Source organism: Microvirga sesbaniae (genome assembly GCF_025460805.1).
Lineage (GTDB): Bacteria > Pseudomonadota > Alphaproteobacteria > Rhizobiales > Beijerinckiaceae > Microvirga > Microvirga sesbaniae.
The window spans coordinates 284,802-300,328 of the sequence record NZ_JAMXFJ010000004.1 but is presented as its reverse complement, the minus strand read 5'-3'; the positions used below and the strand labels follow the sequence as shown (position 1 = coordinate 300,328).

At 68.8% G+C, this 15,527-nt stretch carries 12 protein-coding genes; 4 read left to right on the top strand and 8 right to left on the bottom strand.

Going from position 1 to position 15,527, the window contains the following annotated elements:
• The first annotated feature begins 1 nt into the window (after window position 1).
• Together OCW50_RS08870 and OCW50_RS08865 are read left to right on the top strand one after the other, a co-directional pair.
• The gene (locus tag OCW50_RS08870) at window positions 2-1,003 is read left to right on the top strand and encodes an MraY family glycosyltransferase (protein ID WP_262297212.1); all 1,002 of its coding nucleotides are present in this window, start codon (window positions 2-4) and stop codon (window positions 1,001-1,003) included.
• A complete protein-coding gene (locus tag OCW50_RS08865; protein WP_262297211.1) occupies window positions 1,000-1,941 on the top strand; it encodes an NAD-dependent epimerase/dehydratase family protein in 942 nt (313 codons plus the stop codon). The genes OCW50_RS08870 and OCW50_RS08865 overlap by 4 nt, the downstream gene beginning before the upstream one ends.
• Here the strand turns inward: OCW50_RS08865 and OCW50_RS08860 are convergent.
• The 4 genes from OCW50_RS08860 to OCW50_RS08845 form a co-directional block, all read right to left on the bottom strand.
• On the bottom strand, window positions 1,874-3,838 hold the full coding sequence (locus OCW50_RS08860; RefSeq protein ID WP_262297210.1) for a nucleoside-diphosphate sugar epimerase/dehydratase: 1,965 nt from the start codon (window positions 3,836-3,838) through the stop codon (window positions 1,874-1,876). The two genes, OCW50_RS08865 and OCW50_RS08860, sit on opposite strands and share 68 nt — an antisense overlap.
• Window positions 3,839-4,042: 204 nt before the next feature.
• Entirely contained in the window at window positions 4,043-4,825 is a 783-nt protein-coding gene (locus tag OCW50_RS08855) for an ABC transporter ATP-binding protein (protein ID WP_262297209.1), read from the bottom strand.
• Window positions 4,822-5,826 carry a FecCD family ABC transporter permease gene (locus tag OCW50_RS08850; protein WP_262297208.1) on the bottom strand — a complete coding sequence of 335 codons (1,005 nt, stop codon included), beginning with the start codon at window positions 5,824-5,826 and terminating at the stop codon, window positions 4,822-4,824. The genes OCW50_RS08855 and OCW50_RS08850 overlap by 4 nt, the downstream gene beginning before the upstream one ends.
• A 793-nt stretch (window positions 5,827-6,619) precedes the next feature.
• On the bottom strand, window positions 6,620-7,813 hold the full coding sequence (locus OCW50_RS08845; RefSeq protein ID WP_262297207.1) for a winged helix-turn-helix domain-containing protein: 1,194 nt from the start codon (window positions 7,811-7,813) through the stop codon (window positions 6,620-6,622).
• Window positions 7,814-8,002: 189 nt separating this feature from the next.
• Between OCW50_RS08845 and OCW50_RS08840 the strand changes: the two genes are divergently transcribed.
• The gene (locus OCW50_RS08840; RefSeq protein ID WP_262297206.1) at window positions 8,003-9,514 is read left to right on the top strand and encodes an MDR family MFS transporter; all 1,512 of its coding nucleotides are present in this window, start codon (window positions 8,003-8,005) and stop codon (window positions 9,512-9,514) included.
• Between the two features lie 3 nt (window positions 9,515-9,517).
• Here OCW50_RS08840 and OCW50_RS08835 read toward each other — a convergent pair whose 3' ends face one another.
• The 4 genes from OCW50_RS08835 to OCW50_RS08820 are packed head-to-tail and all read right to left on the bottom strand — an operon-like array spanning window position 9,518 to window position 13,294.
• Complete coding sequence (locus OCW50_RS08835) at window positions 9,518-10,690, bottom strand: ABC transporter permease (RefSeq protein WP_373371346.1); 1,173 nt, start codon at window positions 10,688-10,690, stop codon at window positions 9,518-9,520.
• Window positions 10,687-11,652, bottom strand: coding sequence for an ABC transporter ATP-binding protein (locus tag OCW50_RS08830; protein WP_262269043.1), 966 nt, complete (start codon window positions 11,650-11,652; stop codon window positions 10,687-10,689). Before OCW50_RS08830 ends, OCW50_RS08835 begins: the two co-directional genes overlap by 4 nt.
• Window positions 11,649-12,635 carry an HlyD family secretion protein gene (locus tag OCW50_RS08825; RefSeq protein WP_262297205.1) on the bottom strand — a complete coding sequence of 329 codons (987 nt, stop codon included), beginning with the start codon at window positions 12,633-12,635 and terminating at the stop codon, window positions 11,649-11,651. The genes OCW50_RS08830 and OCW50_RS08825 overlap by 4 nt, the downstream gene beginning before the upstream one ends.
• On the bottom strand, window positions 12,632-13,294 hold the full coding sequence (locus tag OCW50_RS08820; RefSeq protein ID WP_262297204.1) for a TetR/AcrR family transcriptional regulator: 663 nt from the start codon (window positions 13,292-13,294) through the stop codon (window positions 12,632-12,634). Before OCW50_RS08820 ends, OCW50_RS08825 begins: the two co-directional genes overlap by 4 nt.
• A 683-nt stretch (window positions 13,295-13,977) precedes the next feature.
• On the opposite strand from OCW50_RS08820, the gene OCW50_RS08815 reads away from it, so the two are divergent.
• A complete protein-coding gene (locus OCW50_RS08815) occupies window positions 13,978-15,522 on the top strand; it encodes a helicase HerA domain-containing protein (protein WP_262297203.1) in 1,545 nt (514 codons plus the stop codon).
• The last annotated feature ends 5 nt before the right edge of the window (window positions 15,523-15,527 follow it).

Below are 15,527 nucleotides of genomic sequence, written 5' to 3'. Positions count from 1 at the left end.
GATGATCGTCGTATTCGCTCTGCTCTCGTCGGCGCTTCTCTCGGCCCTTCTCATCCTCGTCCTGAAGCCCCTGCTCGTCCGCTACGCCCTGGCGCGACCGAATGCGCGCTCGAGCCACAAGACGCCGACGCCGCAAGGAGGAGGGATCGCGGTCCTGGCCGCGACGCTGGCCGTTGCAGGCTGCTCGGCGATCTGGCTCGTGCTGCCCGTCGCGTCCTTGTCGGTCGTCGGGGCCGCGGCGATCGCCTTCGCGGTCCTGGGCACGGCCGACGACATCCGGCCGCTGCCGGCCTGGATCCGGCTCGTCATGCAGTTCGTCGTCGTGACCGCGGTCGTTCTCGCATTCGGGACGAGGCTCCTGCCCGAGCCCGTTCCCCTGGCTGCGGAGCGGGTTCTCCTCATCGTGGGCGGCGTGTGGTTCGTCAATCTCGTCAATTTCATGGACGGGCTGGACTGGATCACCGTGGCCGAGATGGTTCCGATCACGGGCTTCGTGGCGGGCCTGGGCCTCGTCGGCATCATGCCGCTGTGGATCGCGGTCCTCGCCGCGGCCTTGTGCGGGGCGCTCGTCGGCTTCGCCCCCTTCAACAGGCCCGTCGCCAGGCTGTTCCTGGGGGATGTGGGGTCCCTGTCGATCGGGCTTCTCGTCGGCTGGATGCTGCTGCAACTCGCCGGAACCGGCGGGCTCGCGGCCGCGATCCTGCTGCCGCTCTACTACCTGATGGATGCGACCATCACCCTGCTGCGCCGCCTCGCCCGGGGCGAGAAGGTCTGGGAAGCGCATCGCAGCCATTTCTATCAGAAGGCCACCGACAACGGCGTCCCGGTCCTCGCGGTCGACGCCCATGTGTTCGGCCTCAACCTTGTCCTGGCCGCTCTCGCCGCTATGACCCTTGTCTGGCCCTCGGGCGCCATGCAGGTCGTGGCGCTCGCCCTCGGGGTCGTTCTCGTGGGCCTGGTTCTCAGGCGTTTCTCTCGACCCGGACTGGAGGTTTCCCGATGAATGCACCCCTGATTGCCCTGACCGGCGCCACGGGTTTCATCGGACGACATCTCCTGAACGAGCTGCCCAGGCGGGGGTACCGGGTGCGGGTTCTGCTGCGCCGTCCGTCCGAGGTGCCGGCCGGCGCCTCGAGCGCGGTCATCGGCGACATCGCCTCCCCGCACAACATGGCGGCCGCCCTGCGCGACGTGGACATCGTGATCCATTCGGCCGGCCTGGCGCATGCCATGTCCGGGCGGCCGGAGGACGATTACCGGACGATCAACACGGACGCGACCGTCCGGCTCGCCCAGGCGGCCGAGCGGGCCGGGGTGAAGCGCTTCGTGTTCCTGTCGTCGATCCGCGCCCAGACCGGTCCCGTGGCCGACGGGATGGTCACCGAAGACCGGGAACCGCAGCCCACCGACCCCTATGGCCGTTCGAAGCTCGAGGCGGAGCGGGGCCTTGCCGCCCTCGGTCTCGACTGGGCGGCCCTTCGTCCCGTGCTCGTCTACGGGCCCGGCATGAAGGGCAACATGGCGGCTCTCCTGAGCCTGGCGCGATCGCCCTGGCCCCTGCCGCTCGGCGGATTGACCGCCCGGCGCTCGCTCCTGTCCCTCGACAACCTGGCGGCCGCCGTGGACACGGTCGTCGGCGCGCCCGGTCCCCTGAGGCGTCCTTTCATCGTGGCCGATCCGGAGCCGGTCACGATCCCCGAGATGGTCACGGCTCTGCGCAAGGGGCTGGGCCGCGGGCCCGGATTGGTCCCGGTGCCGTCCTTCCTGCTCAGGGGAGCCGCCGCCCTGGCCGGCCGGCGCGAGGCCTACGAGCGTCTGGCAGGCTCGCTGGTCGCGAGCCCGCAGGCCCTGAGGGACCTGGGATGGCAGCCGGTCAGTTCGACGCGAGACGCGCTTGCGGAGCTGGCGCGGCGGGAGGGGGCGCCGGCTTCCGGCGCTTGAACTCCGGAATCGCTTCCTCGAACACATGCTCGGCCAGGGCGCGATCGCCGTTCGCGAGGGCGCGGCCGAGGATCTGCAGCCATTGGTCGACCCGGTCGCGGTCGGCGAAGATGGGCTTGGCCGCCATGACGCCGTCGATGCCGATTTCCGTGCGCGGCTCCTCGCGGGCGAAGAGGATCTCGTGCAGCCTCTCGCCCGGGCGCGTTCCCGTGACGGCGATCTCGATATCCTCGCCCGGCTCGTAGCCGGCGAGCCGGATCATGCGTTCGGCCAGGTCGTAGATCCGCACGGGCTGGCCCATCTTGAGCACATAGACCGAGGCGCGCTCATCCCCGTTGGTGCGCTCCGTCAGCGCCCGGCTCTCCTCCGCGTGGGACGCCGAGGTGAGCACCAGGTCGGCGGCCTCGCGGGTGGTCATGAAGTAGCGCACCATGTCGGGATGGGTGACCGTGATCGGGCCGCCGCGGGCGATCTGCGCCTTGAATTTCGGCACCACCGACCCGACCGAGCCCAGCACGTTGCCGAACCGGACCGCGATGATCCGGGTGGCGCCGTTGCGGCCCATGAATTCGGCGTCGAGCGCCTGCCCGTACATCTCGGCGAAACGCTTGGTGGCGCCGAGCATGGAGACCGGATCGATGGCCTTGTCGGTGGAGATCATCACGATGGTGTCGGCCCCGGCCTCCACGGCCGCGTCAGCCACGTTCACGGAGCCGAACACGTTCGTCTTGATGCCTTCCGTCCAGTTCTTCTCGAGGTAAGGAACGTGCTTGAGGGCCGCCGCGTGGAAGACCACCTCGGGCTTGAACGCGTTCATCACCTCGCGCACCCGGTCCCGGTCGCGCACGTCGGCGATGACGCCGTCCACACGGGTGTCGCTCGAGAGCAGCGTCGGGTTCTCCAGGATGTGGTGCAGGGACGGCTCGGAGCTCTCGAGGACCAGGAGGTCGCTCGCCCCGAAGGCGACGACGCGGGTGCAGATCTCCGACCCGATGGACCCGCCGCCTCCGGTCACCAGCACGCGCTTGCCCCGGATGAAATGTTCGAGCCGCCTGCGGTCGATCTGCACGGTCGGACGCAGGAGCAGATCCTCGATCTCGAGCGGAGCGAGCTCGGCATCGCGCATGCCCTCGCCCAGGCTTGTGACCCGCACCAGCGGCAGGCCGAGGCGGCGGGCGCGGGCGAGCAGCATGTCCGGGTTGGCCTCGGGCGTCAGGGCGCTCGGGGTCGCCAGCAGGCGGCGGATGGGTGTCCCCCGCTCCTGGAAATCCTGGATCACCTGGTCGAGATCTGAGAACGTGCCGAGAACAGGCACGCCGCGCATGGATTGGCCGAGATCGTCCGTGCGCCAGGACAGGATGCCTTTGGGCTGGGTCTTCTTGACGGTGCCGGCCTCGATGGCGCGCAGGACCACCTCGGCGTCGCTGCCGCGCCCGAGCAGCAGGGTCGGGGTGCTGGAATCCCGCTCGAGGGTGTGGCGCGAGCGGGCATATTTCAGATAGCGGAAGGCCAGACGCGGGCCGCCCAGCAGGAACATCTGAATCAGCCAGTAGAGGGCGATCGTGACCTTGCCGAAGAAGAAGGTGCCCCGCAGCTGCGGCGAGACCAGGATGTAGTCGACCATCAGCAGGGTCACGGCCAGGATGGTCGCAGCCCGGAAGATGTTGAAGAGATCCGGCAGGGACGCGAAACGCCACTTGGACCGGTAGAGCTGGGAAAACCCGTAGACCACGCCCGCGAAGGCGATGAAGGGCGGCAGGAACAGCGGCAGATGGACCAGCCGGTCGGACAGGAGCGGGCCTTCGAAGCGCACGTAAAAGGTCGCGAGGACGGCGATGCCCGTCATCACGAGATCGTGCACGATGATAAGCGTCTTCTTGAGACCCTGCCGATTCATAGCCCCGCCATACCCCCGAGCATCGGACCCAAAAGTGGACTTGCCCGTTTGGGATCCATCCGATGCTCCCTTTCTCGAAGCAGCGCATTGCGCGGAAAAACCGATCCACTTTTCCGCACGATGCGATCGTCTCGGGGTATCGGATGGGCTCACCCCTTTGTCAATGTAAGACAGTCACCGACGACAGGGACAAATCGGCCGGTCTCAAGGGCCCGGAAGCGGGCTCTCCGCCACCACCAGGAGACCGCCCGCCTGCGCCAGGACCTGCGCCCGGACGGCGAAGACCGCTGCGAGCCGCGCGCCGGTCAGAACCGCTTCGGGCGGCCCGAAGGCCTCGGCTTTCCCCTGGTGGAGCAGCAGGATATCGTCGGCGAAGCGGGCCGCGAGCGTCAGGTCGTGCATGATGGCGACCACCGTCGCGCCGGTCCGGGCATGGGCTTTCAGGACCTCGAGAACCACGAGCTGGTGGCGCGGATCGAGGGCCGCGACGGGCTCGTCGACCAGCAGAACCGGCGCCTGCGTCGCGAGAGCGCGGGCCAGAAGCACGCGGGCCCGCTCGCCGCCGGACAGGGCCGTGGCGGGCCTGTCCGCGAAGCCCTGCAATCCGACCGCCCGGAGCGCCGATGCGACCGCCTCCCGGCCGGCCTGCGACAACCGGTCGGGCTTCTCCCCATGGGGCAGGCGGCCGAGCGCCACGACGCCCGCCACCGGCAGGGGCCAGGCCACGAAACCGCCCTGAGGCAGATAGGCGATCGCGCGGGCCCGGTCGGAGGCGCGCATCCGCGCGAGGGGAACGCCGTCGAGCGCCACATCGCCCCCGGCCGGCTCCGTCAGCCCGGCGAGGGCCCGCAGCAGGGTTGTCTTGCCGGCGCCGTTGGGCCCGACGATCACCGTGAGGCGTCCCGGCGCCGGAGACAGGTCGATCCGGTCGAGGGCACGGCGGGTCGCCAGATCGACCGACAGGGAGCGGGCCTCGAGCCGCCTCATGCGGGTGTCTCCACCAGATCGGCCTTCCGCCGGGCGATCACCCAGAGGAAGAACGGCACGCCGAGCAGCGCCGTGAGCACGCCGATCTTCACCTCGGCCGCCGAGGGAACGAGGCGTACGGCGATGTCGGCGGCGAGAAGCAGGGCTGCGCCGGCGAGGCCCGCCGGAACGAGGGTGCGCGCCGGATCGTAGCTCACGAAGGGACGCACGAGATGGGGCACGACCAGGCCGACGAACCCGATGGAGCCGGCCACCGCCACCGAGGCGCCCGTGCCGACGGCCGCGCCAGCCACGATGAGACCCCGCAGGAGCGGCACGCCGATCCCGAGGCTGCGCGCCGTCTCCTCGCCCAGCGCGAGCGCCCGCAGGCCGGGCGCCGCCGACAGGATCAGACCCGAGGCCAGGACGATGAAAGGGGCGGCCAGGAGCACGTGGACCATCGACCGGTCCTCGAAGGAGCCCAGGAGCCAGAAGACGATCTCGGTGACCGCGAAGGGATTGGGCGAGAGGCTGATGGCGAGCGACGTGCCCGCCCCGGCAAGGGATCCGACGGCGAGCCCCGCCAGGACCAGCACCACGATGGTGGCGCCCCGTCCCGCCACCGCCACGACGAGGCCGACGGACAGGAGGGCGCCCGCGATCGCCGCGAAGGGCAGGGCCCAGGACAGGCTGCCGACGAGCCCGGAATAGATCACCAGCACGGCCCCGAAGGCCGCCGCCTGCGGGGCGCCGAACACCGCCGTGTCGGCGAGCGGGTTGCGCAGCAGCCCCTGCAGGCCCGCCCCCGACAGGCCGAGGATCCAGCCGACCAGCCCGGCCAAGGCCGTGCGCGGCAGGCGGATCTCGCGCACCACGATGCCGGCCGCGCCCTGGTCCGACACGAGGGCCTTCAGCACCGCCGGGACGGCGATCGGCGCCGGCCCGATGGCCAGGGAGATCAGGCTCAGGGCTCCGACGAGGGCGATCAGGCCGGGGAGGAGGGGTGATCGGAAGAGGGACATGGACGCCGTTTTCGTTGCTCCTCGCGGATAGAGCACGAAATGTCCCGATGACAAACATCGCTTGCGCTCGAAGAAACACCGCACCGTCATAGGCGGGGATTGCCGCAAGGTTCTCCGAAATGATGCAATCAGCGCGACCATTCGTGCTCGTTGACGTCCATCGAGCTTCTCCGCGTGAACGAGGGGCGGGTTCGGTTTGGACATGCGTCAACACCTCCCGACCGCAAGGCCGGGGAGACATCGTTGCGGTCGATGCCGACCGCTTAGGAAAGGCTTCTAGACCCCGGAACCGGCTGCGCCCGGCTCCGGCAACAAGCTTCAAGTGTGCGGGGTCAACCGGAAAGGCGTACTGGAGACCCGATCCCTCCACGTCATGGCTGCCCTCCGCACGTTCTGTCTCCCCTCCACGTCATCACCGGCCTTGTGCCGCTGATCCCGATGGCTCGAGGCGCGGCGCTTTTCGGATCGGGATGGCCGGGACGAGCCCGGCCATGACGTGGAGGGTGGGGCGATGTGTGTTTGCTCCCAATTTGTTCTTTGTAGCAGGATCGAGCCAAGCTCTCTCATGGCCCAGATCGGTTCCTGCGAGGGGCGCGTTCGCGGGGCGTCGCAGGGGCGGGAGCCGGCACGGTTCCGCGACGTCATGGCCGGCACAGGGCCGGCCATGACGTGAAGGATGTCGAAGCCGGTGATGACGTCGAGGGGGCGGGCCGGATCATCCGGTCGAACAGGAGCGGCGCCTCCCGCATCGACATCCCCGAAGCAAGCCCGGTGACGGGCACGGGACTTTCGTTCACACCTCCAGCGGCTTCCGCCAGGCCGGCGGGGCGGTGATGCTGCCGAGGTTGAGCCAGGTGGCCATGAGGCGAAGCTCGTCTCCGAGGGCCGGTGCGATCTCTTCGGGGCGCAGGCCGGGTTCCGGATGGATCGAATGCACGATGAGGTTGCCGGCCGCCCGGTCCGCCTTGAGGTCGACCCGGGCCACGATTCGTTCGCCGAGCACGAAGGGCAGGCAGTAATAGCCGAATTCGCGCTTCTCCGCCGGGGTGTAGATCTCGATCCGGTAGCGGAAATCGAACAGGCGCTCGGTCCGCGTCCGCTCCCAGACGATCGGATCGAAGGGCGACACGAGAGCCCGGGCCTCGACCCGGCGTGGGTGTCTGGCCTGCGGGTCGAGATAGACCGGCCCGGTCCAGCCCTCGACCGTGACGGGAACGAGATCCCCGGCCTCGACCAGTTCCGGAATGCGGGCCTTGGCGTCCTGCGGCTCCAGGCGGAAGTAGTCGCGCAAACAGCGCTCGGACGCGATGCCGAGCGACCGGATGGAGAGCCGGAGCAGCTCGCGCTGCGCCTCCTCGGGCGAGGGCGTCGGGGCGTTCAGGATCTCGCCGGGCAACACCCGCTCCGGCAGGTCGTAGAGGCGCTCGAAGCCGCGGCGCGCGGCCGTCGTGACCAGGCCTGCCCAGAACAGCCATTCGAGCGCCCGCTTGCCGTCGCTCCAGCCCCACCAGGAGCCCTGGCCCTTGCCCCCGATGGACAGCTCTCCCGCCCCGATGGGGCCGCGGGTTTCGATCTCGCGGCGGACCTCCTCGATAAAGGCGCGCTTTTCCCGTCCGAACCGGGCGAGCCCACCATAGATGCCCTCGCCGCGCGCCGCGCGCTCCATGCGCCAGCGGAACAAGGGCTGGAGCTCGAGCCGGATCAGGGAGGCCTCGTGGCCCCAATATTCGAAGGCCTCGCGCCGCCTGGGGTGGTAGGCGGTCTTCTCGAGAAGCCCCCGGTCATAGGCGCCGATCCGCGAGAACAGCGGCATGTAATGGGCGCGCACCAGCACGTTGACCGAATCGATCTGGAGCAGGTGCGAGCGCTGCAGCACGCGGCTCAGGTGCCGCTTGGCCGCCGCCGGGGGACGGCCTTCGTGAAAGCCCTGCGCGGCGAGCGCGATGCGCCGGGCCTGGGCGAGGGAGAATCGGGTGCGCGATGCCATGGCGAGAACACTAGAGAAACATCGCAGGTCAGGACCAGATCCAACGACCTGGAGCCATGTCGATAACGGATGGAACCTGTGGACGGGCCTGATGCTTAGCTCAATCTTTAACCCCGACGCATACCAGCCCTGCAATCCCGGGTTCGACACAGCCGTGGTTCGTCCCTTACATGGGCCTGCCGGAACACGATGGAAACCATGGACCAATCCCCCACAGCACAGCCTCACGGCGGCCCGGGCACGGCTCTGAGCCATGCCGAGATCCGCACCATCATCGCGGGCGTCATCCTGGCCATGTTCCTGGCAGCCCTCGACCAGACCATCATCGCCACGGCGCTTCCCACCATCGGCCGCGAGCTGGGCGACCTGGAACATCTGTCCTGGATCGTGACGGTCTATCTCCTGACCTCGACCGCGGTGACGCCGCTCTACGGCAAGCTCAGCGATTCCTACGGCCGGCGCGGCATCATGCTGACGGGCATCGTGATCTTCGTCATCGGGTCCATCGCGTGCGCGCTCGCCCCCACCATGACGATTCTCATCCTGGCCCGGGGCCTGCAGGGCATCGGCGGGGGCGGGCTCATCGCGCTGGCGCAGACCATCATCGCCGACATCGTGCCGCCGAAGGAACGCGGCCGCTATCAGGTTTATTTCGCCAGCGTCTTCATGACCTCGAGCCTTCTCGGGCCCGTGCTCGGTGGCTTCATCGCCGAGAAGCTGCACTGGTCGATGATCTTCTGGATCAACCTGCCCCTGGGGCTCATCGCCTTTGCGATCGCCTATCGCAGCCTGAGGCGGCTGCCCCGGTTCGAGCGCCCGCACCAGCTCGATCTGCTCGGCGCCGTTCTCCTCGTGGCGGCCACCGTCGTGCTGCTTCTGGCTCTGAGCTGGGGCGGGATCCGTTACCCCTGGGGCTCCGCGCCCATCCTGGGGCTGATCCTGGGCTCCCTCGTGCTGTGGATTCTGTTCGCCCTGCGCATGAAGCTGGCGCCCGAGCCGCTGATCCCGCCGGGCGTGCTGCATAATCCGGTGGTGCGCATGGCGGTGCTCGCCGCCTGCTTCGGCATGGGCACCTATATCGGTCTCACGATCTACCTGCCGGTCTATTTCGAGGCCGTGCGCGGCATCTCGGCGAGCCAGTCCGGTCTCGCGCTGATTCCCCTCATGGCCGGAACGGTGGTCGGCGCCACGCTCTCCGGCCGCACAATGGCAAAGGTGAAGCACTACAAGCGGCTTCCCACGGCGGGCCTTCTGGTCGCCATGGGAACGACGGGCATCCTCGCGGCCTACGGTCAGTCCTTGTCGCTCGTCACGGTCGAGATCATTCTGGCCGTCATCAGCATCGGTCTGGGCACGGTGCTGCCCGTCACCATGGTGACGACACAGAACGCGGTGGCTCCGCACCAGATGGGAACCGCGACGGGCACGGCCAATTTCTTCCGGTCCCTCGGCGGTGCCTTCATCGTGGCGATCTTCGGCGCCATCGTGCTCGGCGGGGCGGGCCTGAGCGGGGCCTCGAGCTTCGAGAGCCTGAGCGCGGTTGCCGCGCAGTCGGGCGTCGATCTGGCGAACGTGTTCAGCTGGGTCTTCATCGCGGCCATCGTGGGCTTCGGCCTGTCGCTCGCCTTCCTGCTCGCCCTCGAGGAGCGGCCCCTGCGCGGCAACGCCATCAAGGCCGCCGAGGCGGTGGTGGCCGACTGATCCTCAATCGAGGGTCTGGCGGAAGCGCGCCACCGCCACGCCCATGGCGAACAGGGTGAAGACCGCGAGCGCCAGCACGTCGGTCTGCAGATCCGTGAAGGTCGCGCCCTTGAGCATGATTCCCCGCACGATGCGCAGGTAATGGGTCAGCGGCAGGATCTCGCCGACCGCCTGCGCCCAGCCCGGCATGCCCTTGAACGGGAACATGAAGCCGGACAGGAGGATGTTCGGCAGGAAGAAGAAGAACGACATCTGCATCGCCTGGAGCTGGTTCTGGGCGATGGTCGAGAAGGTGTAGCCGATCGAGAGATTGGCCAGGATGAAGAGAAGCGTCAGACCGACGAGGAGCCACAGGCTGCCGATCACCGGGATGTCGAACAGGAGCCTTGCGGCGACCAGGATGATGGTCATCTGCACGCCGCCGACCAGCAGATAGGGGGCGATCTTGCCAAGCATGATCTCGACCGGGCGGATCGGCATGGCGAGCAGGCTCTCCATGGTGCCGCGCTCGATCTCGCGGGTCACCGAGAGCGCCGTGAAGATCAGCATGGTGAGGGTCAGGATCAGCCCCATGAGGCCCGGCACGATGTTGAGGCGCGTCTCGCCCGCCGGGTTGTAGCGCTGATGCACGCGCAGTTCGTAAGGCAGCGGCCGCGGCGCGAGGCTCGCCGCCGGACCGGTGAGCTCGCGGGAGAACACCTGGGACGAGAGCCCCTGCAGGGCCGCGATGGCGCTGCCGGTCGCCGTCGGGTCGGCGGCATCCGCCACGACCAGGAGCGCGGGCCGCTCACCGCGCATCAGGTCGCGCCCGAAATGCGCCGGGATCTGCACGCCGAAGAGCACCTTGCCGGAGAGGATCAGGCGGTCGAGCTCTTCCTCGCTCGCGGCCGCCGTCGAGATGTCGAAATAGTCGGTCGCGCGCATCGCCGCGACGAACGACCGGGCGAAGGCGCTGTCGTCCTGCACGAGAACGGCGGTGGGCAGATGCCTGGGGCTGGTGTTGATCGCGTAGCCGAACAGGGTGAGTTGCAGAAGCGGGATCATGATCATCATCGCGAAGGTGATGCGGTCGCGCCGGAGCTGGATCAGCTCCTTGATGAAGGCGGCGCCGAAGCGCATCAGCGAGGCCCTGAAACCCCGCGTGCGCCGGTCGACGTCGCTGATCCCGGCGCTCATCCGAAATTGTCCTTCGACCGGCTCATCAGATCGATGAACACGTCCTCGAGCGTCGCCTCCCCGGGCTCCCAGTGCTGCGGCCCGTGCTCGCGCAGCTCCCGCGTCGCGGCGTCGAGCCTCGCGCCGTCGCGCCCGCTCACGTGCAGGGCCATGCCGAAGGGCGCCACCATGTCGACGCCGTCGAGAGACCTGAGCCGCTCGGCGAGGTCCGCGAGACCGGGTCCGGTGACCGTGTAGGTCGCCAGATGCGCGTTCGCCACGACCTCGGCGACGGTGCCCTGCGTGAGCAGTTCCCCGTAGGCGATGTAGGCGATCTCGTGGCAGCGCTCGGCCTCGTCCATGTAATGGGTCGAGACGAGCACGGTCATGCCCTCGTGGGCGAGCGCATGGATCTCGTCCCAGAAATCCCGCCGCGCCTTCGGGTCGACCCCGGCGGTCGGTTCGTCGAGGAGAAGAAGCTGCGGCTCTGGCAGGATGCAGGCGCCGAGCGCGAGACGCTGCTTCCAGCCGCCGGACAATTCGCCCGCGAGCTGCTCGGCGCGGTTCTCGAGGCCGAGACGCCGGATGGCATCGCGCGCCGCCTGTCGCGGATCGGCGAGATTGTAGACCCTGGCGACGAATTCGAGGTTCTCGCGGATCGACAGGTCCGTATAGAGTGAGAACTTCTGCGTCATGTAGCCCACGTGGCGCTTGATCTCGGCCGATTGCGTGAGGATGTCGTAGCCCAGGCAGGTGCCGTGTCCGCTGTCGGGCGTCAGCAGCCCGCACAGCATGCGGATCGTCGTGGTCTTGCCGCTGCCGTTGGGACCGAGAAAGCCGTAGATCAGCCCGCGCCGAACCTGCATGGACAGGTTCTTCACCACGGGCCGTCCACCGAACGACTTGGTGAGCCCCTCCACGTCGATGACGATCTCGGGATCGGCGGCTGCCGGACGACGGGGCGCTGCGACATCCATGGTCATGGTTGCGGCTCCGGCCCAGCGGGCGTGACGGTGACTGGCAGGCCGATGGGCAGGTCGGCGCCGTCGAGCGGACGCGCCTCGACGCGGAACACGAGCTTCGCCCGCTCCTGCTCGCTGAAGATCACCGGCGGGGTGAACTCGGCCTCGCCGGAGATGAAGCTGACACGGGCCTGGAGCCCATCCTTGCAGCTGTCGCACGACAGGCCGACCATCTGGCCCAGGGCCACCGTCGCGAGCCGGGGCTCCGGCACGTAGAAGCGGATGCGCCGGTTGGCGGGCGGCAGGAGGGCGAGCACCGGCTGGCCCGCACTCACCGTCTCTCCCGCGCGGAAATAGACGTCCTGCACCTGGGCGTCGGACGGCGCCTTCACCTGGCGCTTGGCAAGCCGGGTCTCGGTCTGCATCAGGGCCGCCTCGTTCGCCTGCACGGCCGCCTCGGCGGCGGCGATCTCCGCCGACCGCCCGGCAATCTGCCCGGCCTGGATCAGCCGCTGCACTTCGGCGAGGGCGGCCTTGTCGCGTTCGAAGGCCGTTCGCGCCTGATCGTACTGCGCCTTTGCGGCGATGCCGCGCTCGAACAGGGCCTTCTGCCGGTCGAGTTCCGCCTGCGACAGGCCGAGCTGCGCCTGCGCGCGCGCTTCCTGGGCCTCGAGAACGGCGATCTCTTCGGGACGCTGGAGGGCCGCCCGCAGGTTGGCGAGCTGCGCGCGCGCCTGCTGCAGCTTCGCATCGGCCTCGTCGCGCTGCGCGGCCTGCACCGATGCGTCGAGCCTGAAGAGCAGCGCGCCCTCGCCGACGTGGTCGCCGGAATCGACCTTCAGCTCCTCGATGCGCCCGCCCTCCTCGGGGGCCATGAACACGAGATAGCCTTCCACATAACCCTGGAATCGGATTGTGTCGTCCGGGCGTGGCCAGAAGAACCAGGCGGCGGCTCCCCCGGCGAGAAGCAGCACGACCAGAAAGACAAGCCGCACGGTCTTCATGAGGGATGCCCTTTCAGCGCCCTCATCAGGAGCGTCAGATGCGCCTCCAGCATCGCCTCGATGTCGATGGGATCGAGGCGCTGGAACAGGCTGGTCCAAAGCAGGGCGACGAGCGCCGGGGCAATCGCCAATTGGGGGAAGCGCACGATCTCGTCGGAGCGGAACTCGCCCCGGGCGACACCCCGTTCGGCGATGCTGCGCAGGATCCGTAAGCCCCGGGCGATCACCTCCCGATGATAGACCTCCGCGAGTTCGGGAAAGCGGCTTGCTTCCATCAGGAGCAGGCGGACGATGTCGCGCCGGCGCGTGCCGAGGATCTCCGTCCTCAGGAAATGGAACAGCGCCCGCAGCTGATCCTCCGCCGAGACGTGAGGATCGGGGATCGTCTGCTCGATAGCCCCGACCGGGCCGCCGATGCCGGAGCGCACCATGGCCTCGAACAGGGCCTGCTTGGAAGGCACATAGAGATAAAGGGTGCCTTTGGCGACCCCGGCCCTGGAGGCGACGTCGTCGAGGCGGGCATCGGCGAAGCCCTTCTCGAGAAAGACGTCGAGCGCCGCGTCCAGGATCGCCTGGAGCTTGGCCTGACGCTCGCCCTCGCTCCTGGCCGGGGCCTTCCGTTTCGATCCTCGCCCAGCGCTCACAATCTGCCCAACCATGAAATGACTGACTGGACAGTCATTATACCGGGAGAACCCCCTGGTGTCGAGTCACGCTCCGTCGGGGGCGATCCGCGTGGCGCTGAGGAATGCAGGACGGCGCCGGTGCCGGGCCCACTCGCCCGCACCGGCCCAAGCAACAGACGTGCCACCGAACTCACGCCCGATGCTTTAAGCTTTTATTTGGGAGCATCTTTCCACGCAAAAGCGGTTCCCACTTTTGCGTCCGATGCTTGAGACGATCACCGCCGCCGGGGGAACAGGTCCAGAGAACGCGACGGCCAGAATCAGCAGCAGGACCGTTCCGGCCGTCACAACGACCGTATCGGCCCGCGCCGCCCCGGCCGGCGGAAGCATGGGGCCGTCGGGATCGACCTTCTGAATGGCGGACCGGCCGGCGGCAGCCTCAAGGATCCGCGGTGGGCTTCCCTGTTCTCCGACGACAGCCGGAGCGGCATGAAGGACGGGAGGCGCGACGTTCATCGACCCTCTTCCGCATCGACGTCCGCGGACATCGTGCGGGTCAATGGTCCGGGGCGGACATGTTTCGTGCAAACCTGCGGCGTCATGCCCGGGGACAGCGTATTTCGCCTGTGGAGGACTGATCGCGACCGGGCACTTCCTTAAGCCTTGCCGTGTTAGGACCGAACCGGATCGTTTCTTGGACGGCAAGAGGGAGGCTGATGAAGGTCGGCATCGACATGGGCGTGGCGTCTTCCGCACCGGGTGGACAATCGGCACTGCTCGATCTCGAGGAGCTTCTGGCGACGCGTCTGCTCGTCCAGGGCAATTCCGGGTCCGGCAAGTCGCATCTCCTGCGACGCCTCCTCGAGCAGAGCGCCAGTCTCGTCCAGCAGGCCATCATCGACCCGGAGGGCGATTTCGTCACGCTCGCGGACAGGTTCGGCCACGTGGTGGTCGATGCGTCCCGCAGCGAGGGCGACTTGCAGCGCATCGCCGCCCGCGTGCGCCAGCACCGGGTCTCCGTGGTGCTGAGCCTGGAGGGCCTCGACGCCGAGGCCCAGATGCGCTGCGCGGCGGCCTTCCTCGGCGGCCTCTTCGATGCGGAGCGCGACTACTGGTATCCGATGCTCGTGGTGGTGGACGAGGCGCAGCTCTTCGCGCCCGCGGCCGCAGGCGACGTCTCGGACGAGGCCCGGAAGGTGTCGCTCGGGGCCATGACCAACCTCATGTGCCGCGGCCGCAAGCGCGGGCTGGCCGGAATCATCGCGACCCAGCGCCTCGCCAAGCTCGCCAAGAATGTGGCCGCGGAGGCCTCGAACTTCCTCATGGGCCGCACCTTCCTCGACATCGACATGGCCCGCGCGGCCGATCTCCTGGGCATGGAGCGCCGCCAGGCCGAGATGTTCCGCGACCTCGAGCGCGGCCATTTCGTGGCTCTCGGCCCGGCCCTGTCGCGCCGTCCCCTGCCGATCCGCATCGGCACCGTCGAAACCTCGACCCGCAGCGGCACTTTCAAGCTCATGCCGCTTCCGGAGCAGCCCAAGGAAGAGGCCCGTGATCTCATCTTCAAGGCCGGCCAGGATGAGGTGATCGCCCGTCCGGCCATGCCCCGCCGCGCGCCACCGCCGCCTCCGGCGCCGTCCACCAACGATCTTCTGGCCCAGCTCGCCCGCACCCGGCCCGCCGCAGCGCCCGAGGCGCAGCCCGAGGAAACCGAGCAGTCCAAGGCCGAGCGCGAGGCCGCCCTCGATGCGATCCTGCGCGAAATCCTCGACGATCCGGAGGCCGCCTTCCGGTCGGTGGCCGTGCTCTACCAGGACTTCCTCGTCCGCTGCCGCATCCGCCGGGTCTCCGGCGAGCCGCTGAACCTCAATGCCTTCCGCCGCCGTCTGGCGGTCGCCCGCGCGGGCGTCGATACGGCGACGGCCGAAGGCTCCGAATGGGACCGCGCGGTCGCCGTCGCGGCGGACCTCGCCGAGGACATCCAGGGCGTCTTCCTGCTCATCGCCCGGGCCGCCATGGAAGGCTCGGCCTGCCCGCCGGACGGCGAGATCGCGCGGGCCTGCGGCAGCCGCTCGCCCGGCCGCGCCCGGCGCCTCATCGCCTATATGGAAAGCCGCAACATCGTCGTGACCCGCAACGACCCGCGGGGCCTGCGCATCATCGCGCTTCCCGATCTCGGCTGGGAGACCGGTCCGGGCGATCCGAACGCCTTCGAGGAGCCGCCCGCGCCCGAGACGCGCGATCTGTTTGCCGTGGGGTAGTTCCT